A 26,596-nucleotide genomic window follows, 5' to 3' on the forward strand; every position below is an offset into this window, starting at 1 on the left:
ACACAGATTTTTAAACAGTCTCGATTAATATTAATTAATCATCCATTAACTATAAATCATTCTGAGTTATTCCACCATCATTATGTTCAATATAACCATTATAATTTGTTTCCCTAATCTCATCTATAAAATTCTCTTGATCTACAGGAAAACCTTCATTTAAATTTGTATCTACATTATATTCATCTACAAAAATAAAAGGATTAATTATATATTTTTCTTTTCTTTTCTCTTTAAGTTTAACATATAAAATATAATGAGGTAAAAATCCTCCTCTTATACTGAATTCTTCTTCCTTTTTATGTAAAGCAGAATAAGAAACTAAATTACACTTTTTAATTAGTTTTGTTAGATAGCCTTTGTTTTTATGAAAAATTCCATAAAGTAAAAAAGGCTTACTTATAAAATATCCAAAAACTATCTGATTATCAGGATTACTATTTAAACTAAATTTTTTTGCTATATCAAATTTTTCCGAAGTAGATAAAAAATATGATTTATCATGGATAATATTACCCTCAGTGTGTAAAAAAGCCATATAATAATCTTTTAACAATAGCTTAGCATTTGATAAATTAATTTTTTCAATAAAATCTTCAATATTGTCTAAATCTTTAAAATATTCATCAAACTCTTTATTATTCTCAATAAATTTTTTTAATTTAGGAGTAGATTCATTTATCAAAATTTTATTAATTTTATTAAAAATATCTCTGAACATATCATCATTAACACAATCAACTCTATATAATTCATTTGAATTATTTTTATTAGAAGATATAAATAAACTATTAGGTTTTTCTCCTAATTTAAAAACCTTGTAAAAAGTTTCATCTAAACCTGAAGAATTAAGTTTAGATTTTATTTTTTCTAAATTCTCTCCTCTATATAAAAACTTCAAAGCTGGATTTTCTTGAGACAATTCAATTTCAAATTTTTTTAAAATTTCTTTAATTTTGTCTAAATCATTTTCATCAAGCTTAATAATTTTTTCATTTTTAATTGTATAAAGTTGTTTATCCTTACCAATTTCTAACATATTTATCCTTTTTCAATAATAGATGATATTATCATTTAACTGAATAATTTATATAATAATTCAAGGATAGATATAATTTGTTATTTAATTTAAAAAGTTTAGGGGGTACTTTTAGGGGTATTTATGATATATTCATATTAAAAGTCCTTAAATATGATATCTTCAATCCCGGACACCTCCACCATATACCAATTCTAGTCAAATACTTAAATTATTTCATATCTACAGTTATAATATCTATCTTGAAATACTTTTATTGCTGAATTATCTAAAATATTTTGATTTGGAACGGCATATTTTAACTTGACAAGCTGTTTTTCTATATTATTCAAATCAATAAATTTTATTGCGTTACTATGAAATACTTTTACATTCTCGTGATTTATACTTTTTATTCCTTTATGGTTTTTGCATTGCACTAATAATTTTATTTGATTTTCTTTTCTGCATATAAGATCTATTCCTGCATCTTTTTTGCCTTTATTAATTCCATAATATTCTACGTCATAGCCTTGTTCTTCATAATATTTTCCACACTTTATCTCATATGCAAGACCTTTTAATCTGTTTTTTTCCATAAGATTTGTATATCTTCTTTTTTTTACTTGAGCTGATAACTTTTTAAAAAATATTTCTATTACTAAGATTAAGAGTAAAAGAGGGAAAAGAGTAGAAAGTTGGGATAAGATTTGTGAAGTGCTAATCATATTTATACCTTTAAATAATAAATATAATTATATTAAACTAAGGATTAATTTTCAAAAATACAAAATAGAAAATATTCTATTTCGTAAATTTTTTAACCAATTTTATTTTTCCAAACTCAACGCCCGGTTGGTCATAAGTGTTTATTTCTAAAAATTGTCCTACAGCAGAAGTCAACAGTTCATAATATAAAATAAGACTTCCTATATTTTCAGCCGTGATTTTATCCAAACTTATACAATCTGCGGGTATATTTTCATCAACTATTGTTTCATATGTGGCTTCACACTCTGCATTGATTAGTTTGTTAAACTTATGTCCGTTTATATAATCAACTTTTTCAAGAAAATCTAAACTTAGTTTCGGAACTTTTACAGGTTTTTTAAAATCTTCTATTTTTATTATTGTTACTGTTTTGTTTTTAGGCCCTTGAATTATTAACTGCAAAAATGAATGTTGGTCAACTGAACCTATTAGATGAATCGGCGTTAATCCTACGTTTTCTCCAAATTTATTTATTTTTCCTAATGATTCTGCCCAGAGTTGTACATACCACTGGTTAAAATAGTTAAATAAAGAAGAGTATGTAAACATTACGTTTATAGGGAAGTTTTTTGCCGATTTTGAATAAAAGTATGCTTTGTCTAAAAGATTATTCTCTTTTTCTTCAAAAAAAGAGTCTACAAACTCTTTAGCTCCTTTTAGAACTCCTTTAATATCTATATCAACCAAAGACAAAGGAACTATTCCAACTGCTGATAAAACAGAAAATCTTCCGCCTACATTTAGAGGGATATTAAACTGTTTTATTCCGTTTTTATCGGCTAACATTGATAAAGCTGAACCTTTATCCGTTATTGCTATAAACTTTTTCATATCCTCTTTGTTTTTAAAAGAGAATTTATATTTTTCCATTATATATTTAAAAATAGAGGTTGTCTCAATTGTAGAACCCGATTTTGAAATCACGATAAAAAGTGCTTTGTTTTTATTTATTTTTTTTAATGTTCTTGTGATATCAAGCGGATCAACATTTTCTAAAAAATATAATCTTTTTTTTGTTTTTACTTGGTCTTTTAAGAGTTCATAAACTGCTTTTGTTCCAAGTGAAGAACCTCCTATTCCTATTACCACTACATCTCTGATTGAATTCTCTTTTAAAAGTGAATTTTTCTTTTTATAATCTTCTACCTCTTTTAATAAATCAAAGCCGTTTTGAGGTAAATCATAATAACCGATTTTCCCAGAGTCCCTCTCTTTTTGCATTGCTTTGAATACTTCTTCAATCTTCTCTTCTGCTCTTTTTCCGATTTTTGCGTCAAACTTATGTTCAAAATGTAGCATATATTTCCCCTTCTTTTATACTAAACTATCTAAAGCCTCTTTACAAAGTAGTGTTATTTTTTCAAATTCATTGTTTAAAATTGCATCTTTAGGAACAAACCAAGTTCCACCAACACATAGTACATTTTTTAAGATTAAAAAATCATTTAAATTATTTAAATTTACTCCTCCTGTAGGACAAAAATTCATTTTAGAAAAGGGTCCTTGAAAAGCTTTTAAAATATCAACTCCTCCGCTGATTTTTGCAGGGAAAAGTTTACAATAAAAGATTTCATTATTTTGGGCAAGCATTACTTCACTTGCAGTTGCAACACCTGGGATTAAAGTTATATCATGTTTTTTTGAAGCATCTATTAACTCTTTTGAGATTCCCGGAGAAAAAACAAATTTTGCACCTGCGTTTTTTGACTGAATTAGTTCTTCTTCATTGCAAACCGTCCCTGCTCCAACATTCATAGAGGGTAGCTCTTTCGAGATTAATTCTATTGCTTTTAATCCGGCTTTTGTTCTTAAAGTTACCTCCATAATATTTACTCCGCCTTTTTGTAAAGCTTTTGCCAAAGGCAGAGCATCTTTTTCATCATCTATTGCAATCACCGGAACTATGGGAGATATTTCCATTACTTCTTTTGCCGTCATCCTCTCTCCTTTCCTACTAAATCAAAAATTGACGCACCCTCTTCTGCACTGCTTATATTATCTCTTATGGTAGAAAAAAGTTCTCTTCCTACTGCAAAATGATTTTTTGATAAATCTATTTTTTCTATTTTTCGTTTATTTAACTCTTCAATATCTATTAAAACATCTATTTGACCCTTTTGAATATCAAATCTTATTTTATCTCCTGTTTTTATTTTTGCTATGATTCCATTTTTGGAAGCTTCAGGGCTTAAATGAATTGCAGAAGGAACTTTTCCCGAAGCTCCCGACATTCTTCCGTCGGTTAAAATAGCAACTTTAAAACCTTTATCCTGTAAAGCCCCAAGAGGAGGCATAAGTCCGTGAAGTTCAGGCATACCGTTTGCTTTTGGTCCTTGATATCGTACAACTGCTATAAAATCTTTTTCAAGATTTCCTTTTTTAAACTCTTCTTGCAACTCTTCTTGAGATTCAAAAACAATAGCAGGAGCTTCTATAAACATTTGAGTCTCTTTTAAAGCAGAAGTTTTTATAACGCTTCTTCCGATGTTTCCTTTTAGAAGTTTTAATCCACCCTCTTTTGAAAAAGGCTCTTTAATACTTGAAATAACCTCTTTGTCTTTTGAGATTGCTTCTGTTTTTTCAAAGATTACTTTTTTATCTTGAAGTTTAGGTTCAACAATAAAATTTTCAAGCCCTTTTCCTACAATCGTTTCTACATCATTATGTACTAAACCCTCATTTAAAAGCTCTGATATTACTACACTCATTCCTCCTGCTTGTCTAAATGAGTTTACATCTGCACTTCCGTTTGGATACATCTTACATAAAAGAGGAATAACTTTGGAAATAGCATCAAAATCATCCCAAGTTAAAACTATCCCCGCGGCTTTTGCCATTGCTATTAAATGAATAGTATGATTACTTGAACCACCTGTTGCCATTAGTCCGATTATTGCATTTACAAAACTTTTTTCAGTAATAAGATCTGCAAGTGAGACTTTTTTTTCAACTAAAGTAAAAAGTGTTTTTGCAGCTTCTTGAGTTAGAGCATCTCTTAAAGGAGTATTCGTATTTACAAAAGAGGAGTTAGGAAGTTGTAATCCCATCATCTCTAAAAGCATTTGATTGGAGTTTGCAGTTCCGTAAAAAGTACAGGTTCCGCTGCTGTGATAAGAAGAGGTTTCTGCTTCAAGAAGTTTATCTTTTCCCACTTTTCCCAAAGCATACTCTTGTCTTATTTTTGCTTTTTGGGCATTTGATATACCTGAAGGCATAGGACCTGCTGGAACGAAAACAGCAGGCAGGTGTCCAAAAGTCAAGGCTCCTATTAAAAGTCCGGGAACGATTTTATCACAAACCCCAAGATAAAAGGCACCGTCATAAACATTGTGAGAAAGTCCTATTGCCGTCCCCATTGCGATATTATCACGACTAAAAAGTGAGAGTTCCATTCCTGGTTGAGATTGAGTTACTCCGTCACACATTGCAGGAACTCCTCCCGCAACTTGTGCCGTTGCACCTAAAGAGAAAAGAGTTCTTTTTAAAAGCGAAGGATAAACACTATAAGGCTCATGAGCTGACAACATATCGTTATAGGCTGTGATTATTGCCATATTAGGACTTTTCATAGAGATCATAGAGTCTTTTTCATTTTTATTTAAAGGGGCAACCGCATGGGCTAAATTGCTACAGCTTACATTTCTTCTGCTGCTTCCTTTCTCTTTTGCTTTTTTAACTCTGTACAAGTAGATTTCTCTACTTTTTTGTGAACGCTGTGTTATATTGTTTGTTACTTCTTCTATAATTTTATTCATGAGTGGTAAACCTCCACATCTGTTTTTTTATTGTTTAAAACTGCACTTATAGGAGTTTTATAAATATCTGTTGAGACTAAAGCTTTTTCATAAACTTTTAGTTTTTCTTCTCCTTGAATATGAAGAATAATATTTTTTGCACTTAAAATTGCACCTAAAGTAAGACTCATCCTCTCATAAGGAGCTGTTGCAGGAGTAATTGAAATACACAAATTTTTATTTTCCAAATCAAAGGCTTCTTTTAGTTTTTCATTATTTGGGAAAAGTGAAGCCGTATGAGAATCATTTCCCATTCCTAAAACAACTATATCAAAAGGAGTCAATTTTTCATAAGTTTTAGAGCACTCTTCTTGGGCTTCATCTGCACTTTTATTCTCTTTATACATACCTATAAAATTTGCTTTTGAGGCAAAATTTTGAAGTAGATTTTGCTTTACTAGAAACTCATTGCTATCTTTATTTGTATTAGGAAGCCATCTCTCATCAACTAAAGCAACAGTTACTTTTTCCCAAGATATATCAGCAGTTGAAAGTTTTTGAAAAAGAGGTTTTGGAGTATTTCCACCTGATACAAGAAGCGTTGCTTTTTCGTTTTGTTCAATGCTTTCTTGTAAAATTGAAACAATATGTGAACATAACTCTTCAAGGAGTTGTTCATTTGAGCTAAAGGATTTAAAATTATTCATCGTTCCAACTTCTTCCATCTTGTGCAATCAGCTGTATAGAAGCAGTCGGTCCGTCTGTTCCTGCTGTATATTTTTTCATTGGAACTAAATTGTTTTCCCAAGCTTCAATAATAGGATCAGCCCATCTCCAAGCAGCTTCAACCTCATCTAATCTCATAAAAAGTGTCGGATTTGCTCTTATTACGTCTAAAATCAATCTCTCATAAGCATCTGATTTTCTTTTGTGAGTGTCAGGAGCATTAAGTTCCAAGTTTACCTCTTGAAGCTGCATTGTTTCACTAAGTCCGGGAATTTTATTCATAAGTCTTAATTCAATACTCTCCTGAGGCTGCAATCTTATAACTAATTTGTTATCTAAAAGAGTACAACAATTATTTTCGGCAAAAATCGAGTGAGGCATGGTTTTAAACTGAATAACAACTTCCGAGTTTCTTTTTTGCATACGTTTTCCGCTTCTTATATAAAAAGGAACTCCGTTCCATCTCCAGTTATCAATATCAACTCTTATAGCGGCAAAAGTTTCCGTATTGCTTTGTTTTATCTCTCCGTCTAAATACCCAAGAACCGATTCTCCCATAGAAGAGCCTGCTGTATATTGGGCTCTAACCGTACTTGAAGCTATTTCAGAACGGCTAATAGGTCTCAAACTTTTTAGAACTTTTAGTTTTTCATCTCTCATATCGTTTGCATCAAGAGAACAAGGAGGTTCCATAGCAATTAAACAAAGAAGCTGTAAAAGATGGTTTTGGATCATATCCCTCATAGCACCGTATTCGTTATAATACTCCCATCTACCCTCGGCTCCTACGCTTTCTGCAACCGTTATTTGAATATGATCAATATGATTTGAACTCCAAAGAGGAACAAAAAGTCTATTTGAAAATCTTAACGCCATAATATTTTGAACGGTATCTTTTCCCAAATAGTGATCTATTCTATATATTTGATCTTCTTTAAAAAATTCTAAGACTTTTTTATTTATCTCTTGGGAAGAGCTTAAATCTTTTCCTAAAGGTTTTTCTAAAACAACTCTGGAATTTGAAGTTATAAGTTTGTACTCTTTTAAAGCTTGGCAAATTCCTGCAAAAAATTTGGGTGAAGTTGAGAGATAATTTATTCTATCTCTTTTTTCATATTCATTTAAAAGTTTTTCTAAAGTTTCATAACCTTTACTGTTTAGAAAGTCTACTTGAACATAATATAACTTTTTTTCAAATCTTTGAAAATCTTCTTGGGTATAACTCTCTTTGGGTAAAAACTCTATTAACTTGTTTTTTACCAGCTCTTTGTGTTTTTGGGCTGAAAATTTAGCTCTGGAGACTGTTATTATTCTGCTATCCTCAGCTAAATATCCATCTTTGCAAAGATGGTAAAGAGCAGGCATTAGTTTCCTAAATGCCAAATCTCCATGCCCGCCAAATAGAATGAAGTCACATAGATTGTTTGTCTTACTCATTTTTTACTCTTTTTTCTTTAACTGATTATAGAGAATAAAAGTTACAGTTTGATTATTATTCTGCTTTTTTCTTCTCTAAATCATAAAAATAGTTTGTAGCTTCTACAAAGCCGTCAACCGAACCGCAGTCAAATCTTCTTCCCTTGAATTTATATGCTATTACCATCCCTTTTTTTGCTTGAGAGCATAAAGAATCTGTAATTTGTAATTCACCGTTTTTACCAGGTTTTGTATTTTGAATAACATCAAAAATATCAGGAGTTAAAACATATCTTCCTATTACTGCCAAATTTGACGGAGCTTTATCGTTATCAGGTTTTTCAACCATATTTGATACCATATAAACACCCTCTTCAATTCTATTTCCCTCTATTACTCCGTATTTATGAACTTCCTCTTTTGGAACTTCCATACAAGCTACAATACAACATTTATATTTTTCATAAAGTTTTACCATTTGCGTTAAGATTCCGTCACCGTCCGGATTTACGCAAAGATCATCTGCCAAAATAACGGCAAAAGGGTTTTCTTCCCCTACTAATACTTTACCTTTGAAAATTGCATCGCCTAAACCTTTCATCTCATTTTGTCTTGTATAAGTAAAAGTGCATTGGTCAATTATATGTCTGATATCAGCCAACATTTTTTCTTTTGAAGAACCTTGAATTTGATGTTCTAATTCATAAGAGATATCAAAATGATCCGTAATTGCTCTTTTACCACGTCCTGTTATAATTGACATTACATCGCATCCTGCATCCATAGCTTCTTCAACACCGTATTGAATTAAAGGTTTGGTTAAAATAGGTAACATCTCTTTTGGCATTGCCTTAGTTGCAGGAAGGAATCTTGTTCCGTAACCTGCTGCCGGGAATAAACACTTTTTTATCATTATTTTTCTCTCCTTAAAATTAAACTCTACCTTTAAGCCACATCATCTGATAAGGCTCTAAAGTAATTTCATTATTATTTTTTTGTGTTTCAGAATCTGATTCCGATATTATACAATTTGAAGTTAAGATATCACACAGTGTTCCACCTATATTTTCAGGTATTTTACATTTTACCTCTTCATCTGAAAAATTATGAATTGCTAAAACTCTTTCTATATTATCTTTACATCTTTGATCTATAGCAAAAAGTTTCTCATCCAAATCCAAAAATTCGAATTTACCGAAAGGATCAAAGGCTTTTTCATTTATTCTAATAGATATTAATCTTTTATAAGAATCCAACATTCTTTTTGGAAGGGCTCCTTGTTTTGCCAACTCCTCTTCTAACCAATCCATATTATATTTTTCTCTGTTTATAGCTCTGTTCACACCTGAATGTTTTACACCTTCATGATAATTTCTCGAACCTACAAGAGAGTGGAAATATATTCCGGGGACACCTGGCATAACCAATACTGTTGCTTGTGCTAAAAGCATTCTTTTAAATCTTAGTTGATCCTCTTCCTCAGGATGGGTTAAAGCATCAATATAACTGCAATTTAGTTCATAAGGAGATTGCGTTCCGTCAGGTTCTGCTCTATAAGAGACTAAACCTCCGTGGCTTTGTACTTTTTCAACTAAAAAATCAATCTCTTCTTTGCTTAGAATATCATTTACGGGTCTTAAACCTATTCCGTCGTGGCTTGCCGTAAAGTTAAAGAAACATACCTTGTCACTTGGAAGAGTTAAGGTTTTAGCCCAAGAAGTAAGTGTTTTTGTATTTTGGTGTAAGATTGAGTGTACCAATAAAGGAGGCAGAGCAAAATTATATACCATTTGTGCTTCATCGTCACCGCTTCCGAAATATGAAACATTTTCATGATGGGGAACATTTGTCTCCGTAATAATTATAACCTCAGGTGCAACTTCGTGAAGAACTTCCCTCATTAGTTGAATAAGCTCATGGGTTTGGGGAAGATGCACGCATCTTGTTCCTATCTCTTTCCAAATAAAAGCTATAGCATCAAGTCTGATTAGAGTTGCACCCTTTTCTATATAATAAAAAAGACAATCCAAAACATTTCTTAAAACTCTATGACTTTTATAATTCAAATCTACCTGGTCTTTACTGAATGTTGTCCAAATATGTCTTATTTTTCCTTCATCATCAGTAAACTCACTTAATAAAGGCGTAGCTCTAGGTCTTGCAACCATACTTAAATCAAGAGAGGGATCTACTTCTATAAAATAGTCTTGAAAATATTTATCTCCTGCAAGATAAGCTTTAAACCAATCAGAGAATTGAGATACGTGGTTAATTACGCCGTCAACCATTAATCTATAATCTCCTGAAATACTCTCAATCTGTCGCCAAGAACCCATTTTAGGATCAACAGCATTATAACTTACGACAGAAAATCCGTCATCGGAAGAGGATGGATAAAAAGGCAGAATATGTACAGAATTTATAACTCCTTTTAAGTGATGGTCTATAAACTCTTTTAATGTTTGTAAGGTTGCTTCATGATCTCTGTTTACCTGATCTCCATAGGTAATAAGAATAATATCTTTTTGACTTAAATGGTACTCTTTTGAAATAATTCTCTGTTTATATTTAAAAATTAAATCAATTATACTATTTACTGCTTTTTCGGCAACTTCGGGGGGATATATTCTATTAATCCTTTTATTTATCGTATGTTCCGGATCTGATATATGTTTATGTTTCATTCTAATCATTATCCTTTCTTACATATTCAGCAAATTTATAAGAGAAATTAGACATAACAGATCTAACCGTAGTCCAAGATGATAAAGAAGGAATTCCCATAGGGTCTTCATAAAACTCTTCTGCTGCTTCTTTTATCGCAACTTGAAATGCTTCAACGGCTTTTATCTCTTTTTCCCTGTTATATTTAAGTCCGTTTAATTTACTAAGAGCGTTATATTTTGAAATTTCAAATCTTGATTCTTGAAAATATGTTGCAAGCAGAGTTTTAAAAGAGCTTTGAGAAAAGACCACTCCTTCTTGTGCCAATACTCTAAAAAGAGTTTTTGCTATATCATTTGCCATTTTATAAATACCGCTGCAACTCTCTTGACTTCCCAGTTCTTGATGTTTGTGTTCATAAGAGTCTAAAATTTGTGTTTGACAGATTCTTCTGTTTGAAGTATTTTTATAAATTTCGCTTAATGTCGAAATTTCCAATCCCCATGTAGGAGAAATAGCTATACCTCTTCCAAGAGATCTTATAAAAGAGAATTCTCCGGATAAGGCATATCTAAAACTCTCCATATAATCCAAATATCTATTTGAGCCGTAAACTTTTATAAGAGAGTTTATTAAAGGAGTATAAAGCAGTCTTGTTGCTCTTCCGTGAAGTTTATCCGTAACTCTTGAATAATAACCTTTGTTAAATTCAAAATCCAAAGCGGGGTGGATTATAGGATAAAAAAGTCTTGCAGGAATTTCTCTGCTGTAATTTACAATATCACAGTCATGCAAAGCAAAAGCATAAGCATCTTTATCCGCAAGACCGTATCCCATCATTGTCCATACGTTTCTTCCTTTTCCCGGAGTATCTAAACCCGGGAAGCCCTCTTTTGTCATATCAGAATAAAGCTCTTTTATTCTCGGTCCGTCATTCCATAAAACATCAACTTTGCAAGGAAGAACCGACATTAGTTTTTTTACCTCTTCAAACTGCTCTTTTGTAGCCTTATCTAAACCCAATATTATTTTATAAAGATATTTGACTTTTTTTAATTCTTCGATAATTTTATGCATAGCAGGGGTTTCAAATTCAGAATATAAAGCAGGTAAAAGAAGTACCATTTTTCTTCTTTCACTAAAGGTTTCTAACTCCTTTTCCATATCTTCCAAACTTCTGTTTCCTAGATTTTGTAATGTTGTTATTACTCCATTTTGAAAAAAATCTGACATTCTACTCTTCTCCTTTTTTTAATACTATAATAAAATCCATTACGTTTGTACCTGTTATTCCCGTTACAAAATCATATCCAACTTTTTTGAAAAACGTATTACTGTCGCTATCAAGCAGAAATTTCTTTGCATCTATTTTTTCTTCTTTTATTTTTGAATAAAGATTAAAATCAATAAAAGCTCCCGCTGCATCTGATTTCCCGTCTATTCCATCACTTCCCGCACATAAAATTGAGATTTTTTTATTTATGCTTTTATTTAAAAGAAGTCTTAATGCAAGTTCTTGATTTCTTCCTCCAAAACCGTTTTTAGCTTTGACTACGGTTGTTGTTTCTCCTCCAAAAAGAAGAACAAAACTTTTATATTTTTTATCATAAAAAGAGATTTTTTCTTTTATATATTTTGCCGCTTCTTCCGAGCTTTTATCTAAAGTTGTTGTAATAATTTCTACTTTTTCGACAAAAGGTTTTGAGTATTTTTTAGCCTCTTTTAGGGCAATTTTATTATTTCCTATAAGTGAGTGGGAAAATTTGCCGTTATTCATCGGCGCAGAGCCTATTATATTTAAATCATCTCCTATAACATCACTTAAAACCAAAACTTTACCTTTGGCTTTTATTTGATCGGCTAACTTCCCGCCTTTTATTTGAGAAATTGATTTTCTTATGGTATTTAATGCTTTTATATCTATTCCCGAAGTTAAAAGTGCATTGGAGGCTTTTATAAAATCTTTTAAGCTTAATCCTTTAATGGGTTTTTCAATCAAAGCGGAAGCTCCTCCTGAAAGTAAAAAGATAAAATAATCGTTTTTCTTCATATCAGAAGAGATTTTTAGAAGTTTTGTTGCAGCTTTCAGACTCTTATTTGTAACTTCGGGGTGCGTTGAAGTAAAATGCTGCAGATATTTTAGTTTGCCTTTTGAAGTTGAGATTACAAGTCCGCCGTTAATCCTCTGTTTTAGAATATTTTCACACGCTTTAGCCATTGCAAAAGCAGCTTTACCTACACCTAAAATATAAAGATTTTCTATTTTTTTTAAATCTACTATTTCATCTACAATTTTTAAAGAGTTATCTTTTAAAACTAGATTATCTTTTATTATCGAATCGGCTTGAACTTTTTTCAAAGCTTTGAAATATATATTTTCTAACTCTTTTTTAGACATTTTTCAACACCATCTCATTCCAACCTTTAGAACCTTTAAAAGTTGATTTTTGAACATTTTTTGAAAAAAACTGCACATACTCTCCTTTATGATTTTTAATAATTATTGCTCTGTTTACATTTTCAAACATTGCAATATCATTCTCGCCATCACCTAAGCCGATTGCATCTATTTTTTCTTTATAGAGTTTTGTTAATATCTCTTTTGCTTTTTTTACAGCTAAACCTTTATCCTGAAATTCACCTATTAGATGATAAAACCGTCCGCCTTTTGTTACTTTTATATTTTGGGTTGATGCCAAATTTTTTAAGTTTTCCAAAACACTTTCATCTTTTAATATAAAAGGTTCGGTAAAATCTCTTTTTTTTGAGATTAGTGCGCTTTGTTTATCTAAACTTGTATGCTCCATAATCTCTTCAACACTCATATCGCTAAAACCATGCATTCCAAACTCCTCTTTATATTTGTTGTAAAAGTTTAGAATCTGTTCGTAGCTCAAACCTAATTGAAATATATTATAATCATTAAAGTTATCCAAAAAGCTTAAATCAAAATTTTGATAATTTTTCGGGAAAAATACTGCTGCACCGTTTTCTATTATAAAAGGCTCTTTTATACCGACTTTTTTTTGCAGGACTTCAACTTCTACTCTCGTTTTACTTGTAGTAAAGATCAAAGGAATATGATTCTCTTTAATCTTCTTTAATGCACTTTTTGCATTATCAAAAGAGTAGTTGTCATGATTTAAAAAAGTTCCATCCAAATCTGTGAATATTACTGTTTTCATATTTTATTATATCATTTTATAAACAATAGTATAAATTTTGTATGTATACTGAGTATACAGTAACAAATTTTATATTAAATAGAGATTTTTTGCCTAGCTTTAAGATATTTTTATTAAAATATTAAATAAAAAGGAGAGTTATGCAACCTGAATATGAAAAGATTATTGTCTTGATAATTGTTTTAACGGCCTCATTTCTAACATGGAAAATGGTAAAAGATTTTTATATAACAAAATTTCATATGGTTTTTGCCCATCTAATAGCAGTAATAACTGCTTCATTTATGTTACTTTCGAGTATGTTTTTATTTATGCCTAAAAATTATCAAAGAGGTGTGACCCCCGAAGTTGAATTAAGTATCAGTTCTATAGCGACTGTTATTGTTATGTTAGGGGTGCTTTATCTGTTTTTTAAATATATTCCTGGCAATAAAAAATAGTATATCAAATTTTCAAAATCTTTTTAGCAGCTTCAAGATTTAAAGGTTTTGAAAAGAAGTATCCCTGCCCTATATCACAACTAATTGATTTAAGAAAATCTTCTTGCACTTTCTCTTCTATTCCTTCTGCAACTACTTTATAGTTTAAACTTTTAGACAAGGCTACTATCGCTTTTGAGATAAGAACATTATTATTATCTTTTGGAATACCGTCAATAAAAGCTTTATCTACTTTTATTACATCAATAGGAAATTTTGTAAGATAACTCATAGAAGAGTACCCCGTACCAAAATCATCAATTGAGAATCTAAAGCCTAAATCTCTAAATTGCTGCATTGAATTTAAATTGCTTTCAGAGTATTCCATAACATATCTTTCCGTAACTTCAAGTTCTATCTCCGAAGGTTTAATTTTATATGTGCTGACTATTTCTAAAATATCATCTACAAAATTTTTGTCTTTGAACTGTACACTTGAAATATTTATTGCTATATATTTTAACGAAGGATTCAAACTTTTAAACTCTACATAGGCTTTACAGGCTGTTTCAAAGATATGTTTTCCTATATCAATAATCAATCCCGTATCTTCCGCAATAGGGATAAACTTATCAGGAGGAATAAATCCTAATTCATCACTCTCCCATCTGGCAAGAGCTTCAAAAGCGGTAATCTTCCTTGAAACCAAATCATATTGCGGCTGATAATTAAGATAAATCTCATTATTGCTTATAGCTTTTTTTAAAGCCTGCTCTATTTGCAACTGTTCATTTACGTTTAAAGAAAGCTGTTTATTGTAGTATTGATAATTGTTTTTTCCCAAATTTTTTGCATGATACATTGCCGTATCGGCATTTTTTATAAGAGTTGTTATATCTCTTCCGTCATCAGGATAAACGGCAATTCCTATACTTGCGCTTGTATTTAAAACATTATCTTCTACTTCTATAGGTTTTTTTATAATATTTAATATTTTTTGACAAACATAACTTGCGGCATTTTTATCTCTTGTAGAATCTAATACGACTATAAATTCATCTCCACCCATTCTTGCGATAATATCAGAATCCCTTAAAACCTCTTTGATTCTTGATGAAATTATTTTAAGCAGTTCATCTCCTACTACATGACCTAAAGAGTCGTTAATCATTTTGAATCTGTCTAAATCTATAAAAAGAACAAATAGATTATGATTTCTTCTTTTTGCTATATTTATTGAAAATTCCAAATCATTTTCAAATTTTACTCTATTTGGAAGTTTTGTCAAACTATCATGATAAGCTAAAAAATCGGCTTTTTTCTGAGTTTCGATAATCTCTTCTAAACTTGTACATACTACTATATATCTGGATACTTGATCTTTTTTATCTTTTATTGTTGAAATATTTACCCAAAAAGGTATTACTCCACCGTTACTTTTTTTACCGAAGATTTTCCCTTTGAATCTGCCTTTTTGAGCTAACTCTTCTTCTACTTTTTTATAAAAAATCATATCATGATATTCTGATTTTAAGAACATAGGAGTTTTTCCTAAAATATTCTCTTTTGAGTATCCCGTCATTGTTTCAAAAGCTTTATTAACGGTTAAGATTTTTTTGCTTGAATCTAAAACCAAAATACCTTCTTGGATATTTTCAAAAACTGTTGCTGAAAGTTTTAAACTCTCATTTTGCAGAATATACTCCGTAATATCAAGTTTTATAGCCAAATAATTTGAAATTTCATCATCTAAAACAACAGGAACAATAGAGGCTTTTTCATAGAAGATAGAACCGTCTTTTTTCTTATTTATAAATTCACCTTCCCACTTTTTACCCGATTCCAAACTCTTGTTTAAATCTGAATATGTTTGTAAAGGAGTCTCTCCTGATTGGAGGATCTTCGGTTTGTTTCCAAAAACTTCTTCTTTATTAAAACCTGTAGTTTTTTCAAAAATATCATTTACGTAAAGAATATTTTTCTTTGTATCCGTTAAAATAATTGAGTTATCACTGTTTTCAACGGCATATTTGAAGGCTGCTAACTCTTTTTTGACTTTTTGAGATTTTCTATGTTCTAAATAGATAATTATAAAAGAAAGAATAATTATTAAAAATGAGAAAATCGATATCATCCACTGATAAAAAAGTTTTTCATTATATCTTTTAATCAAATCTAACTTTAACTCTCTTAGTTTTTTGCCTATTTCTAAATTGTTTGCTTCTAGTTTTATCTCTAAAATAGTTCTAACGTTAGCTTGAATATTTTTTACATGTTTTATCATCAAATCTAATCTGTTGTTATTAAAATTAAATTTTTCTATCTCTTTTAAATTTTGGGAAATTGCTTTTTCATTTAAATTTATATTTATAAACTCTTGCATTATCATAAAAAGCGTACTGTTTATCAAAAGTTTTAACTCTTCATTTAAAGAGACATCATTTAGAAGGTATTGATTTAAATCATATATAAAGTGTGCGGAGTTTAGACTAGATGCCTGCTTTGATTTGAATTTTTCTACCAAATAATCTTTTTTTTTGAAAGATTCATTGATATAAACTATTTTTTTATAAATATCTTTTCCAAACTCTGTTTTAATATTACTTTCAAGCAGTGCGGTTAATGAACTTTCAAAAAGATTTGTCTGGGCTACTATATTATCAAAATTGAAAAACTTCTCTTTTTGACTTAAAAAGTTATCCAATTTCAAATTTGAAATTATCAAATCATCAAGACTGTTTTTATAGTTGTTATAAAGTTCTTTACTCTTCTCTATTCTAAAAAAATATAAAAATATTACGGCTAATATAAAAGCAAAAAAAGTAAGTTTAAAAGTGAAAGTATCTTTGATTCTATTCATTTTTTACTCTATAACTTTCAATTGTCCCGTTAGGGTTTTTAAAAAAGCTACTATTTTATCAATCTCTTCTTTTGTAATAGGTCTTCCTAATTGAACCGAAGCCATAATTTCAACGGCTTTTTTTAGACTCTCTTCTCTTCCGTCATGAAAATAAGGTGAAGTCAAAGCAACGTTTCTTAAACTAGGTACTTTAAAATAGTATTTATCTTCTTCTTTTTTAGTAATATCGTATCTGCCTAAATTATCACTGGTAATCTCTTTGAAAGCTCCAAATTTATTATAATGATTACCTCCTATATTTACTCCGTGATGACAGGCAATACAACCTTTGTTTTTGAAAATTTCATATCCTTCTTTTTCATACTTCGTAATGGCTTTTTCATCTCCTAAAAGATATTTGTCAAATCTTGAATTAGGAGTAATTAAGGTTTTTTCAAATTCACTAATTGCATCGACTAAATTATCTTTTGTTATTAAACTGCCGTAAATTGCTTCAAACATCTCTTTATATTCGGTATTTTGCAGATTTCTAACTAAAATATCCAGCTTATTACCCATTTCAACAGGATTTTCAATGGGTCCTAAAGCTTGTTCTTCTAAACTTTTAGCTCTTCCGTTCCAAAATTGTCTAAAATTAAAAACCGAATTTAAAACAGTAGGAGCATTAACTGTTCCTTTCAATCCTTCTACTCCGAAAGATACGCTTAAGCCGTCATCGCCGCCGTTAGACAAATCATGACAAGTGGCACAAGAAATAGTATTGTCTTTAGAGAGTCTTGTATCAAAAAAAAGTTTTTTACCCAGAATTGCTTTTTGATAATCATATTTAAGCTTTTGAGGTATTGGTGTAATATCTGTTGCATTTAGAATAAAAAATGAGAAACAAAGTAAAAATACTTTTAGCATTTTGGAAGACCTTAAATTAATAAAAAGTTTTTAAATTTTAAATAAGTAAAACAGAGTTTTTAACTCTGTTTTTTTTGACATTCTGAACAAATCCCATAAAGTTGCATAGAGTGGCTAGTGACTCTAAATTTATTTTTTTTAGCTATTTTATCCTGTCTTTTTTCAATTTCATCATCCATAAATTCAACTATTTTTCCGCAATTAGTGCAAATTAGATGATCATGGTGATCTTTGAAATTACTTTCATATTTTTTACCGTCAGTTCCGAAAGTTATCGAGGTTATTAGATTTACGTCTTCTAAAAAGCCCAATGCTCTGTAAACTGTAGCAATACCTATATTTGATTCCGGATTTTTTTCTTTGATTAAATTGTATACTTCTTCAGCAGTTAAGTGTTCGTTTGCATTTAATAATATATTTAAAACTATCTCTCTTTGTTCTGTATACTTTAAACCTTTTTGTTTAACAATTCTTTTGAGTTCGTCAATTACTTCTTCGCTTCTTACCATATATATACCTTACAAAAAACTATTATATTATTATTGCGAAATTATCATCAAAAATACTTAAAAATAGACTCAAACTTATCATTTTTTCTAATCTTTCGTAGGATTTAATAATCTCTACTTATCTTAATTCTTTACTTTAAGTTAAGTTCTTATAGAATTTCAAACGATAATTATTATCACTATGATAAGAAGGTAAGGTATGCGATTAAGTGAATTAAGGAAGGGAGAATGCGGGAAAATAGTCTCAATAAAATCCGATCCTCTATTAAAATCTAGATTTAACTCTTTTGGAGTTATAAAAGGTTCAATCGTAACCGTGATTGAACAAACACTATCAAAAAACACTATTGAAATAAAGATTCAAAACAGTAAAATAGCTATTAGAATATCTGAAGCAGAAACTATAGAAGTAGAAAGAGTTTGATGTCAAAAAACAATACTAAAAAAATTAAAATTGCGTTAGTAGGACAACCTAATGTCGGTAAATCTATGCTTATTAACTCAATTTCAAATTCAAGATTAAAAGTTGGAAACTTTTCAGGAGTTACCGTTGAAAAAACACAAATAGAGTTTGAATATAAAGATTACCTTTTTGAAATAACCGATTTACCTGGTTCTTACTCTTTAAGTGATTATACAATAGAAGAAAAAGTTACAAAAAACTATCTTGAAAAAGATGAATACGATATTATTTTAAACGTGCTTGATTCTACAAATCTTGAAAGAAATCTATATCTTACAAGTGAACTTTTAGTTCTTGATAAAAAGATGGTTCTTGCTTTAAATATGTCCGATGAAGCCAAAAATGAAGGGATTCTAATAAATGAAGTTCAATTAAGCAAGATTATCGGAAAACCTTGTATAAAAACTTCCGCAAAAACAAAGTTAGGACTTGATAAATTATTAAAAAGTATTGTAGATAAATATGAATCTTCAAAAGTTGAATCAAAATTGATTTTTTCAGATGTAATTGAAGAAGAAATTTCAAATATCAAAGCTCTTTTATCTGAAAAAAGATATAGAAGCAATACCCATTATAGAGAGATTGCAATTAAACTTTTAAAAGAAGATAAAGAGACTTTTTTAAAGTTTCACGATGAACCTATCTGGATAGAGTTACAACCTCTTTTAAGCGAAGCTTTTGAACATATATATTTGCATTACGGAACAAAAGATATTAATGAAATATTCGAAGATGAAAGATTTGCTTTTGCAAAAGGTGCAGTAAGAGAAACCGTTAAAATAGAAAATGAAGAGAAACAAAATCATACAATAACGGATAAAATAGACTCTATACTTATACATAAATTTTTCGGTCTTCCTATTTTTCTTTTTTTAATGTGGGGATTATTCCAATTAACCTTTGAACTTGGAAGTATTCCAATGGATTTAATAGACGCATTTTTTGCCTCATTGATTGATGAAACAAAAAATATTTTAGGAGATACGCAACTAGCTTCAGTAATAGGTGACGGAGCTATTGCAGGTGTTGGAGCCGTCGTCCTTTTTTTACCCAATATTGTTATTTTGTTTTTAGGTATTGCCTTGCTTGAAACAACGGGATATATGAGCAGAGTAGCATTTTTGCTTGACGGTTTTTTTCATAAATTCGGCTTGCACGGTAAATCTTTTATTCCTTTGGTTACAGGTTTTGGATGTTCAGTTCCCGCTTATATGGCAGCTAGAACCCTTAAAAATCCAAGAGACAGACTTTTAACTCTTTTTATAATAGGTTTTATGTCTTGCGGAGCAAGATTACCTATTTATGTTCTTTTCACGGGAGCTTTTTTTTCAGAAAAAAATGCAGGAAATGTACTGTTTTTAATCTATATATCAGGAGCATTATTGGGTCTTGTTGCAGCAAAAGTTTTAAAAATGCTTGTTTTTAAAAGTGAAGATGAACCTTTCGTAATGGAGATGCCAAAATATAGAATGCCTTCATTTAAACTTATCTGGCATACTGTTTCAAATCAGGCTTTAATGTATTTAAAAAAAGCCGGTACATATATCCTAGCAGCATCAATTTTAATCTGGTTTGCTTCAAATTATCCTAAATACCCTGAATATGAAGAGATGATGAACCAAAAAATTGAACTAGCCGCTTCCCAAGAAGAAGTTTACCAATTACAAAATTTAATGACTCAATATAATCTTGAAAACTCTTATTTAGGAAAAGTCGGTAAATTTTCAGAACCACTTTTTTCTCCTTTAGGCTTTGATTGGAAAATGACCGTAGCTTTGGAAACAGGACTTGCAGCAAAAGAGATTGTAGTATCAACACTTGGTATTTTATACGGTTTAGGTGAAGATTTGGATGAAAACAATCAAGGTTTGATTGAAAAAATTAAATCAAATATACCTTTTGCTTCTGCTTTGGCATTTATAGTTTTTGTTATGATTTATCTTCCGTGTTTGGCTGCATCAATGGTATTTACAAAAGAAGCGGGAGGATGGAAGTATTTAGTTTATCTGTTTATTTTTACAACAGCAACAGCTTGGGTATTCTCTTTTTTCACCTATACCGTAACAAAACTTTTAGTATAGATTTTTACTCTATACTAAATGAGGTTTCAGTTTCAATATCGCCTTCTGTAACTTTAAATTTCCAAATGCCTTTTTCTCTTCCCTCAATATATCTAAAATCATAAACAGAACCGTGTCCTGCAGGAATTACGATATCTCTTTGTCTTGAAATTTCTCCGTTTGGATCTATCCATTTAACAGTAATTTTAATATCTTCTTCCAAACGTTCATGTTCATATTTACAAATAATCGAGTTTTCATCTTGAAGGATTAAGCAATCCGCACTGTAAAGAGGAGCTTCATCAAAAGTCTCACAAAAACTCATTGTTGAAACCAATAACAAAGAACTTAACAATTTTTTCATATTAACTCACTTTAGTCAAGATTTATTTTTATCATACTTTTCCCAAATCGCTTCTTCTTGTAAACTTGCTCTATTTTTCAAAACTTCAAAAGGTGTATATCCCTCTTTATATCCCATTGAAAAATGGTTTTTAATCCAGTATCCAAGATAGATATAAGGAATATTTAACTCTTTTGCTATTTTTATCTGAGCCAATATTGAAAACTTTCCTATTGATAATTTTTCATAATCGTGATCATAATAACAGTAAATAGATGATATAGATTTGGGCAAAATATCAACTAAAGCCACTCCTATTAGTTTTCCGTCTTTGACATATAAAAACTCTTTTGTATAGTCCTCTTTTCCTTGTACATAAGATCTGTCATATTCAGAAGGTTCAATTGGATGATAAACCCAGTTTTTCTTCTCATTCATATGATTATGGTACTTATCATAAAGTCTTAAATGATCCAAAGTCAAAGATGGAGGCTGAATATAGAGTTTCGTATCTAAATTTTTTTTGAAAACTCTCTTCTCCGATTTTGAAAATTTATAATTTGCAACGTCTATTCGCATAGAGACACATTTTGTACAATTTTTACATTCAGGAACAAAGTGCATTTTACCGAAACGTCTCCACCCATGTTCTAACATGTTTTGATAATCGGTTTTAGTACATTTATGGATATATCTATATCTTATATCTGATACTTCATTATCAAAATAAGAGCACTCTCTGTTCTCTTCAACAAATTCTACATCATGTTCTAAAATATGCATAATTATTCGTTTATTTTTTCTTTAATCTCTTTTGCCGCAAAACATATTTTGGCAATTTTTTCATTGTTTGATAAAGAGTCGTCTATCAAGTGTTTTACAAAAGCACTACCTACGATAACGCCGTCTACACCTTTTGCTTTCTCTTTGCAACTTTTTTCATCAACACCAAAGCCTATATACAAAGGGGTGTCCGAATATTTTTTAACTTTGTTTATTATACCACTTAAATCTTCAGATTTTCCACTTCCCGTAATTCCGGCATATGCAACCATATAAATAAATTTTTGAGAATTTTGCACTACTTTTTTTATTCTATCTTCACTGTGAGTCGGAGCTACAAATGAGACATTGGCTTTTTCATATTTCTCAAAAGAACTTTTCAAAAGTTTTGCCTCTTCATACGGTAAATCAGGAATAATTGTCCCTGCAATACCGTACTCTTTTGCTTTTTGTAAAAAATTTTCCAAACCGTAATGATAAAACGGGTTCATATATCCCATCCATAAAGTATCCATTTGCGGTCCGATTTTTGAACTCACTTCAAACAAATCTTTTAATTTAAAACCACCCTTAAGAGCTATTTGGTTTGCTTTTTCTATAACAGGACCGTCTGCTACAGGATCCGAAAAAGGAATCCCAAGTTCTAAAATATCAACTCCTGCTTCTTTCATATTAAGTGCTAAATCTACTGTAAAACTATTATTCGGAATTGAAGAAGTTATATAACCTACTAATTTTTTCAAAATAAAATCCTAATATTTTTAATGCTATTTTATTTTATCTAATTTTATCTTGAATAGATATGAGTATATTAAACTTAATTAATTTATTTAAAACTCAGACACCAATAAAAAGCATAATTTTGATACAATACCAAAGAGATTATAAAAGGATATTTTAATGAGTATTATAAAAAATGATTTCGAAAAAATGAATATAACAAAAATAAAAAAATCTAAAAACAATAAAAAACTGACTGTAATCACTGCATATGATGCACTTTTCGCCAAACTTTTTAAAAATATTGCAGATATGATTTTAGTAGGGGACAGTTTAAATATGAGTTTTGCAGGAAAGCCCGACACTCTTTCTGCAACGCTAGATCAAATGATTTATCATACAAACGCCGTTTGTAACGGAGCTTCGGATGCTTTTGTCATAATGGATATGCCTTTTGGAACATATAACAATAAAAAAGAGGCTTTGGAAAATGCAGTAAAAGTTTATGCACAAACAAAAGCTGCGGCAATTAAAGTAGAAGGCGGTAAAGATAGAGCAGAGATAATAGAACATCTAACTAAAAACTCTATTGCCGTAATGGGTCATATAGGATTAATGCCCCAATACGTAAGAAGTGAAGGCGGATATAAAGTAAGAGGAAAAACAAAAGAGGATAAAGAAAAACTAATAAAAGATGCCTTAGCAGTAGAAAAAGCGGGAGCCTTTGCAATAGTTATTGAAGGAACAATGTCTGATGTGGCAAAAGAGATTTCACAAGCAGTAAAAATACCTACAATAGGAATTGGAGCGGGGAAAGATACCGATGGTCAGGTTTTAGTCTGGTCAGATATGTTAGGGTTTTTTGAAGAGTTTAAACCTAAATTCGTAAGACACTATCTAAACGGAGCTGCATTAGTAAAAGAGGCTGTAGGAAAATACAGAAATGATGTGCAAGATTCTACTTTCCCTGCAAAAGAAGAAGAGTATTAAAAATGGAAAGAGTTGTAGAAGTAGAACAGATATCTTTTGAAGATGAAAGTGCGGAAGTAAATTTAAGACCTTCATCGTGGGATGATTATATAGGTCAAGAAAAGATCAAAAAAAATTTAAAAGTATTTATAGAAGCTTCAAAAAAAAGAGGTGAAGCTTTGGATCATATTCTGTTTTACGGACCTCCGGGTCTTGGAAAAACAACTCTGTCTTATCTAATTTCAAGTGAAATGAACTCAAATATAAAAGTTACTGCAGGACCGATGATTGAAAAAAGCGGTGATTTAGCTGCAATATTAACGAACCTTGAAGAGGGAGATATTTTATTTATCGATGAAATTCATAGATTAAGTCCCGCCGTAGAAGAGATCCTTTATCCTGCTATGGAAGATTACAGGCTTGATATTATTATAGGTTCGGGACCTGCGGCACAAACCGTAAAAATTGATTTACCGAGATTTACACTAATTGGGGCAACTACTAGAGCAGGAATGTTAAGCAATCCTTTAAGAGAGAGATTCGGTATGCATTTTAGGATGCAGTTTTATGACCACGAAGAGTTGGCAAAAATCATCCAAAAAGCATCAGTAAAACTTAATAAAAACTGTGAAGATGATGCGGCATTGGAAATTTCAAAAAGAAGCAGAGGAACACCAAGGGTTGCATTAAGACTTCTAAGACGGGTAAGGGATTTTTCCGAGGTTGAAAATGAAAATATGATTCATCTTAAAAGATGTAAATATGCTTTGGATGAATTGGGAGTAAACGAATCAGGTTTTGATGAAATGGATATAAATCTATTAGAACTATTAGTTTCAAATAGAGGTAAACCTATGGGATTGTCTACTATTGCAGCAGCTTTAAGTGAAGATGAAGGAACTATAGAAGATGCCATAGAACCTTATTTGCTTGCGAACGGGTTTATTGAAAGAACGGCAAGAGGAAGAGTTGCCTCAGTAAAAACCTATGAACTTTTCAGACTCTCTTATCCAAATAGTGAAAAACTAGATGACGAAGGAAGGCTTTTTTGAGACCGCAGTATTTCTTAATAGCTTTAACGATTGTAACAATATTTTTTATGTTGCAACTTTTCGATCCTTTTTTAAAGCCGCTTTTTGTTGCCCTGCTTCTTGCTGTTGCGACGAACTCTTTAAATATATATTTTAAACACCATATTTCAAACAACTTTTTATCGACAAGTTTAATTACGATACTTCTTACAACAATATTTTTTGTTCCTGTTTTGTATTGTATCTTTTCTTTTGCTACGTTAATTAATAAAATTGATCAAAAAGCTTTGGTCGAGATATTTAATGTTACAAAAAACTGGGTAGAAAATATACCTGATGATTTTATCTTTTTTAAAGATCAATTAACCAATATGCTTGAAAAAATCGATATTCCTTCACTTATTCAAAACCTCTTCTCTTTCGGGGCTTTTTTGGGAAAAAATTCTGCTAAGTTTATAATTGATATGGTAATGATTTTGATATTTTTCTTCTTTTTTACTTTTTACAGTACAGGATTAGCCCACTACTTTAAAGAGGCTCTGCCTTTAAAAATGGAAGATTCAAATGCACTGTTTTACGAATCTTCAAATGTTATGAGCGTAGTTTTGTACTCAATTTTGGCAACTGCCGTGTTAGAAGGTTTTTTATTTGGAATTTTTGTCTCATTTTTTGATTATGACGGTATTTTACTTGGAGTTTTATACGGCTTTGCCTCTTTAGTTCCCGTTGTAGGAGGAATGATTATGTGGCTTCCTGTTGCGATATATGAAATTTTTGCGGGAAGTAGTGCAAATGCTATTGCTATAGCTCTTTACTCAATTATCGTAATCTCGGTTATTGCAGATACTTTCATAAAACCGATTATAATAAAATATATAAATAAAAGAATAGTTAGAACACCTACAAAAGTAAATGAACTTTTAATCTTCTTTGCAATTGTTGCAGGACTTTCAACTTTTGGATTTTGGGGAATGATTATAGGACCTGCAATGGTAACTTTTTTTATCTCTCTTATGCAGCTTCTTAAAAAATTCAGCGATGATTTTTATAGTTTTGAGCAGACAGTTGAGAATAGGAAATAATCCTATTCTTCTCCTGAAATAATATCACCTTGATAAGTCATAATTCCGTAATCAAAGTTTATAACATTTTTGTAGCCTGAATTTAACATAATTTTTTGACAATATGCACTTCTGCTTCCGCTGTGACAGTATAAAATAATAGGTATCTCTTTTTTATCTTCAATTTGTTCTAAAGATTGATAAAAAGATGTTGTAGGAACTAAATAATCGGTTCCTTTGATTCTTCCTCCTACCCATTCCATCCACTCTCTTGTGTCAACTAAAAGAAAATCCACATAGCCTAAACTTCTAGCTTCAAGTAAGGCTTCAATTTCATTTGCATTTAATTGTGATTTTTTTAACAACTCTTGGCACTGCTCTTTTGAAAGTCCCATTGAGTGTTTTTGCTCATCTATTGAAGGAATCTCTTCTTTTGTAACCTCATCTACATATTCAGGTGTACAAAAAATCGCACAGTGACAATGTCCTTGAGCAGGAATCTCTTTTGTTAAAGCAGGAGTACAGGGACAAAGTCTGTTCTCTTCTTTGTCTCTCTCTTCTTGAGTATTTCCTATTACCATAAAACAGGGACAGTATCTTTTACCGTAAATCATTTTATTTCTTGTAAGTCCCATTTGAATTGATTCATTTACATCATCTTCCGGATTATAAACAAAATTATATTTTTCGCAAACATTATCGGTAAATTGTTTTGTCAGTTCTAGTTCAGTCTGAAATTCTTCACTCTCTATATCAATTTTTTTTATCATACCATTTCCTATTTTTTGGGAAATTTTACAACTATTTACTTTATAATTTCTTATAATAAAGCTCTATTTTATAACTTTTATATAAAAAGTTATAAATTATAAGAATAATTTATATTTATAACTTCTAAGATAATCCATTAATCAATTATTCTAATAAAATATAATATACTCTTTTATTAACTATTTAA

The 26,596-nt window shown here is 30.4% G+C and carries 25 protein-coding genes; 6 read left to right on the forward strand and 19 right to left on the reverse strand.

Annotated features, from left to right (window positions below):
• Positions 1 to 49 precede the first annotated feature (49 nt).
• The 12 genes from AANAER_RS11690 to AANAER_RS11745 all read right to left on the reverse strand — a co-directional run bounded on the left by AANAER_RS11690 (position 50) and on the right by AANAER_RS11745 (position 13,514).
• On the reverse strand, positions 50 to 1,039 hold the full coding sequence (locus AANAER_RS11690; protein ID WP_129082058.1) for a hypothetical protein: 990 nt from the start codon (positions 1,037 to 1,039) through the stop codon (positions 50 to 52).
• Between the two features lie 206 nt (positions 1,040 to 1,245).
• Entirely contained in the window at positions 1,246 to 1,746 is a 501-nt protein-coding gene (locus AANAER_RS11695; protein WP_129082059.1) for a restriction endonuclease, read from the reverse strand.
• 76 nt (positions 1,747 to 1,822) lie between these two features.
• Complete coding sequence (locus AANAER_RS11700) at positions 1,823 to 3,088, reverse strand: glucose-6-phosphate isomerase (RefSeq protein WP_129082060.1); 1,266 nt, start codon at positions 3,086 to 3,088, stop codon at positions 1,823 to 1,825.
• 15 nt (positions 3,089 to 3,103) lie between these two features.
• Positions 3,104 to 3,727 (reverse strand): bifunctional 4-hydroxy-2-oxoglutarate aldolase/2-dehydro-3-deoxy-phosphogluconate aldolase, encoded by a 624-nt coding sequence (gene eda / locus AANAER_RS11705; protein WP_129082061.1) that lies wholly within the window; start codon positions 3,725 to 3,727, stop codon positions 3,104 to 3,106.
• Positions 3,724 to 5,544, reverse strand: coding sequence for a phosphogluconate dehydratase (gene edd, locus AANAER_RS11710; RefSeq protein WP_129082062.1), 1,821 nt, complete (start codon positions 5,542 to 5,544; stop codon positions 3,724 to 3,726). Before edd ends, eda begins: the two co-directional genes overlap by 4 nt.
• Positions 5,541 to 6,230: a 6-phosphogluconolactonase gene (gene pgl / locus AANAER_RS11715; RefSeq protein WP_170218442.1), complete on the reverse strand. Its 690-nt coding sequence runs from the start codon at positions 6,228 to 6,230 to the stop codon at positions 5,541 to 5,543. The genes edd and pgl overlap by 4 nt, the downstream gene beginning before the upstream one ends.
• Positions 6,223 to 7,686 (reverse strand): glucose-6-phosphate dehydrogenase, encoded by a 1,464-nt coding sequence (gene zwf, locus AANAER_RS11720; protein WP_044417579.1) that lies wholly within the window; start codon positions 7,684 to 7,686, stop codon positions 6,223 to 6,225. Before zwf ends, pgl begins: the two co-directional genes overlap by 8 nt.
• 55 nt (positions 7,687 to 7,741) lie before the next feature.
• Positions 7,742 to 8,578 carry a UTP--glucose-1-phosphate uridylyltransferase GalU gene (gene galU / locus AANAER_RS11725; protein WP_044417577.1) on the reverse strand — a complete coding sequence of 279 codons (837 nt, stop codon included), beginning with the start codon at positions 8,576 to 8,578 and terminating at the stop codon, positions 7,742 to 7,744.
• Between the two features lie 19 nt (positions 8,579 to 8,597).
• Positions 8,598 to 10,349, reverse strand: a complete 1,752-nt coding sequence (locus tag AANAER_RS11730; protein ID WP_044417575.1) for an alpha-amylase family glycosyl hydrolase — start codon at positions 10,347 to 10,349, stop codon at positions 8,598 to 8,600.
• A 1-nt stretch (position 10,350) separates the two neighbouring features.
• Positions 10,351 to 11,562: a glycosyltransferase family protein gene (locus tag AANAER_RS11735; RefSeq protein ID WP_044417573.1), complete on the reverse strand. Its 1,212-nt coding sequence runs from the start codon at positions 11,560 to 11,562 to the stop codon at positions 10,351 to 10,353.
• A gap of 1 nt (position 11,563) precedes the next feature.
• The gene (locus AANAER_RS11740) at positions 11,564 to 12,727 is read right to left on the reverse strand and encodes a glycerate kinase type-2 family protein (protein WP_129082064.1); all 1,164 of its coding nucleotides are present in this window, start codon (positions 12,725 to 12,727) and stop codon (positions 11,564 to 11,566) included.
• Complete coding sequence (locus AANAER_RS11745; protein WP_044417569.1) at positions 12,720 to 13,514, reverse strand: HAD-IIB family hydrolase; 795 nt, start codon at positions 13,512 to 13,514, stop codon at positions 12,720 to 12,722. Before AANAER_RS11745 ends, AANAER_RS11740 begins: the two co-directional genes overlap by 8 nt.
• Before the next feature lie 140 nt (positions 13,515 to 13,654).
• On the opposite strand from AANAER_RS11745, the gene AANAER_RS11750 reads away from it, so the two are divergent.
• Complete coding sequence (locus tag AANAER_RS11750) at positions 13,655 to 13,954, forward strand: hypothetical protein (protein ID WP_044417567.1); 300 nt, start codon at positions 13,655 to 13,657, stop codon at positions 13,952 to 13,954.
• Positions 13,955 to 13,958: 4 nt separating this feature from the next.
• On the opposite strand, the gene AANAER_RS11755 is transcribed toward AANAER_RS11750, so the two are convergent.
• Genes AANAER_RS11755 through AANAER_RS11765 form a run of 3 tightly spaced genes read right to left on the reverse strand, consistent with a single transcriptional unit; the run spans position 13,959 to position 18,208 of the window.
• Positions 13,959 to 16,793, reverse strand: a complete 2,835-nt coding sequence (locus AANAER_RS11755) for an EAL domain-containing protein (RefSeq protein WP_129082065.1) — start codon at positions 16,791 to 16,793, stop codon at positions 13,959 to 13,961.
• 3 nt (positions 16,794 to 16,796) lie between these two features.
• On the reverse strand, positions 16,797 to 17,699 hold the full coding sequence (locus tag AANAER_RS11760; RefSeq protein WP_129082066.1) for a cytochrome-c peroxidase: 903 nt from the start codon (positions 17,697 to 17,699) through the stop codon (positions 16,797 to 16,799).
• A 59-nt stretch (positions 17,700 to 17,758) separates the two neighbouring features.
• Positions 17,759 to 18,208, reverse strand: a complete 450-nt coding sequence (locus AANAER_RS11765) for a Fur family transcriptional regulator (protein ID WP_129082067.1) — start codon at positions 18,206 to 18,208, stop codon at positions 17,759 to 17,761.
• Between the two features lie 199 nt (positions 18,209 to 18,407).
• On the opposite strand from AANAER_RS11765, the gene AANAER_RS11770 reads away from it, so the two are divergent.
• Positions 18,408 to 18,632, forward strand: a complete 225-nt coding sequence (locus tag AANAER_RS11770) for a FeoA family protein (RefSeq protein ID WP_044417561.1) — start codon at positions 18,408 to 18,410, stop codon at positions 18,630 to 18,632.
• Entirely contained in the window at positions 18,632 to 20,752 is a 2,121-nt protein-coding gene (feoB, locus tag AANAER_RS11775; protein ID WP_129082068.1) for a ferrous iron transport protein B, read from the forward strand. The genes AANAER_RS11770 and feoB overlap by 1 nt, the downstream gene beginning before the upstream one ends.
• 4 nt (positions 20,753 to 20,756) lie before the next feature.
• Here feoB and AANAER_RS11780 read toward each other — a convergent pair whose 3' ends face one another.
• The 3 genes from AANAER_RS11780 to trpA are packed head-to-tail and all read right to left on the reverse strand — an operon-like array spanning position 20,757 to position 22,600.
• Positions 20,757 to 21,095, reverse strand: coding sequence for a hypothetical protein (locus tag AANAER_RS11780; RefSeq protein ID WP_129082069.1), 339 nt, complete (start codon positions 21,093 to 21,095; stop codon positions 20,757 to 20,759).
• A gap of 15 nt (positions 21,096 to 21,110) precedes the next feature.
• Positions 21,111 to 21,857, reverse strand: coding sequence for an arginyltransferase (locus tag AANAER_RS11785; RefSeq protein WP_044417558.1), 747 nt, complete (start codon positions 21,855 to 21,857; stop codon positions 21,111 to 21,113).
• A gap of 2 nt (positions 21,858 to 21,859) precedes the next feature.
• Positions 21,860 to 22,600 carry a tryptophan synthase subunit alpha gene (gene trpA, locus AANAER_RS11790; RefSeq protein ID WP_129082070.1) on the reverse strand — a complete coding sequence of 247 codons (741 nt, stop codon included), beginning with the start codon at positions 22,598 to 22,600 and terminating at the stop codon, positions 21,860 to 21,862.
• Positions 22,601 to 22,757: 157 nt separating this feature from the next.
• Here trpA and panB point away from each other — a divergent pair, with 157 nt between their 5' ends.
• The 3 genes from panB to AANAER_RS11805 are packed head-to-tail and all read left to right on the forward strand — an operon-like array spanning position 22,758 to position 25,659.
• Positions 22,758 to 23,567 carry a 3-methyl-2-oxobutanoate hydroxymethyltransferase gene (gene panB, locus AANAER_RS11795; RefSeq protein ID WP_129082071.1) on the forward strand — a complete coding sequence of 270 codons (810 nt, stop codon included), beginning with the start codon at positions 22,758 to 22,760 and terminating at the stop codon, positions 23,565 to 23,567.
• A gap of 2 nt (positions 23,568 to 23,569) precedes the next feature.
• Positions 23,570 to 24,598, forward strand: coding sequence for a Holliday junction branch migration DNA helicase RuvB (gene ruvB / locus AANAER_RS11800; RefSeq protein WP_129082072.1), 1,029 nt, complete (start codon positions 23,570 to 23,572; stop codon positions 24,596 to 24,598).
• Positions 24,595 to 25,659 (forward strand): AI-2E family transporter, encoded by a 1,065-nt coding sequence (locus AANAER_RS11805; protein WP_129082073.1) that lies wholly within the window; start codon positions 24,595 to 24,597, stop codon positions 25,657 to 25,659. The genes ruvB and AANAER_RS11805 overlap by 4 nt, the downstream gene beginning before the upstream one ends.
• Positions 25,660 to 25,661: 2 nt before the next feature.
• On the opposite strand, the gene AANAER_RS11810 is transcribed toward AANAER_RS11805, so the two are convergent.
• Entirely contained in the window at positions 25,662 to 26,408 is a 747-nt protein-coding gene (locus AANAER_RS11810) for a ferredoxin-thioredoxin reductase catalytic domain-containing protein (protein WP_129082074.1), read from the reverse strand.
• Between the last annotated feature and the right edge of the window lie 188 nt (positions 26,409 to 26,596).

Origin of the sequence: Halarcobacter anaerophilus (genome assembly GCF_006459125.1) — a bacterium.
Classification (GTDB): domain Bacteria; phylum Campylobacterota; class Campylobacteria; order Campylobacterales; family Arcobacteraceae; genus Halarcobacter; species Halarcobacter anaerophilus.

Bases quoted from the DNA above. Each gene is read 5' to 3' on its own strand.
- feoB (WP_129082068.1), top strand. From the start codon at position 18,632: ATGTCAAAAAACAATACTAAAAAAATTAAAATTGCGTTAGTAGGACAA.
- eda (WP_129082061.1), bottom strand. From the start codon at position 3,727: ATGACGGCAAAAGAAGTAATGGAAATATCTCCCATAGTTCCGGTGATT.
- AANAER_RS11690 (WP_129082058.1), bottom strand. From the start codon at position 1,039: ATGTTAGAAATTGGTAAGGATAAACAACTTTATACAATTAAAAATGAA.
- edd (WP_129082062.1), bottom strand. From the start codon at position 5,544: ATGAATAAAATTATAGAAGAAGTAACAAACAATATAACACAGCGTTCA.
- AANAER_RS11810 (WP_129082074.1), bottom strand. From the start codon at position 26,408: ATGATAAAAAAAATTGATATAGAGAGTGAAGAATTTCAGACTGAACTA.
- AANAER_RS11765 (WP_129082067.1), bottom strand. From the start codon at position 18,208: ATGGTAAGAAGCGAAGAAGTAATTGACGAACTCAAAAGAATTGTTAAA.
- AANAER_RS11770 (WP_044417561.1), top strand. From the start codon at position 18,408: ATGCGATTAAGTGAATTAAGGAAGGGAGAATGCGGGAAAATAGTCTCA.
- AANAER_RS11740 (WP_129082064.1), bottom strand. From the start codon at position 12,727: ATGTCTAAAAAAGAGTTAGAAAATATATATTTCAAAGCTTTGAAAAAA.
- AANAER_RS11760 (WP_129082066.1), bottom strand. From the start codon at position 17,699: ATGCTAAAAGTATTTTTACTTTGTTTCTCATTTTTTATTCTAAATGCA.
- AANAER_RS11745 (WP_044417569.1), bottom strand. From the start codon at position 13,514: ATGAAAACAGTAATATTCACAGATTTGGATGGAACTTTTTTAAATCAT.
- pgl (WP_170218442.1), bottom strand. From the start codon at position 6,230: ATGAATAATTTTAAATCCTTTAGCTCAAATGAACAACTCCTTGAAGAG.
- AANAER_RS11780 (WP_129082069.1), bottom strand. From the start codon at position 21,095: ATGAAAAAATTGTTAAGTTCTTTGTTATTGGTTTCAACAATGAGTTTT.
- AANAER_RS11735 (WP_044417573.1), bottom strand. From the start codon at position 11,562: ATGTCAGATTTTTTTCAAAATGGAGTAATAACAACATTACAAAATCTA.
- panB (WP_129082071.1), top strand. From the start codon at position 22,758: ATGAGTATTATAAAAAATGATTTCGAAAAAATGAATATAACAAAAATA.
- AANAER_RS11785 (WP_044417558.1), bottom strand. From the start codon at position 21,857: ATGCATATTTTAGAACATGATGTAGAATTTGTTGAAGAGAACAGAGAG.
- AANAER_RS11695 (WP_129082059.1), bottom strand. From the start codon at position 1,746: ATGATTAGCACTTCACAAATCTTATCCCAACTTTCTACTCTTTTCCCT.
- zwf (WP_044417579.1), bottom strand. From the start codon at position 7,686: ATGAGTAAGACAAACAATCTATGTGACTTCATTCTATTTGGCGGGCAT.
- ruvB (WP_129082072.1), top strand. From the start codon at position 23,570: ATGGAAAGAGTTGTAGAAGTAGAACAGATATCTTTTGAAGATGAAAGT.
- AANAER_RS11730 (WP_044417575.1), bottom strand. From the start codon at position 10,349: ATGAAACATAAACATATATCAGATCCGGAACATACGATAAATAAAAGG.
- AANAER_RS11700 (WP_129082060.1), bottom strand. From the start codon at position 3,088: ATGCTACATTTTGAACATAAGTTTGACGCAAAAATCGGAAAAAGAGCA.
- galU (WP_044417577.1), bottom strand. From the start codon at position 8,578: ATGATAAAAAAGTGTTTATTCCCGGCAGCAGGTTACGGAACAAGATTC.
- AANAER_RS11755 (WP_129082065.1), bottom strand. From the start codon at position 16,793: ATGAATAGAATCAAAGATACTTTCACTTTTAAACTTACTTTTTTTGCT.
- AANAER_RS11750 (WP_044417567.1), top strand. From the start codon at position 13,655: ATGCAACCTGAATATGAAAAGATTATTGTCTTGATAATTGTTTTAACG.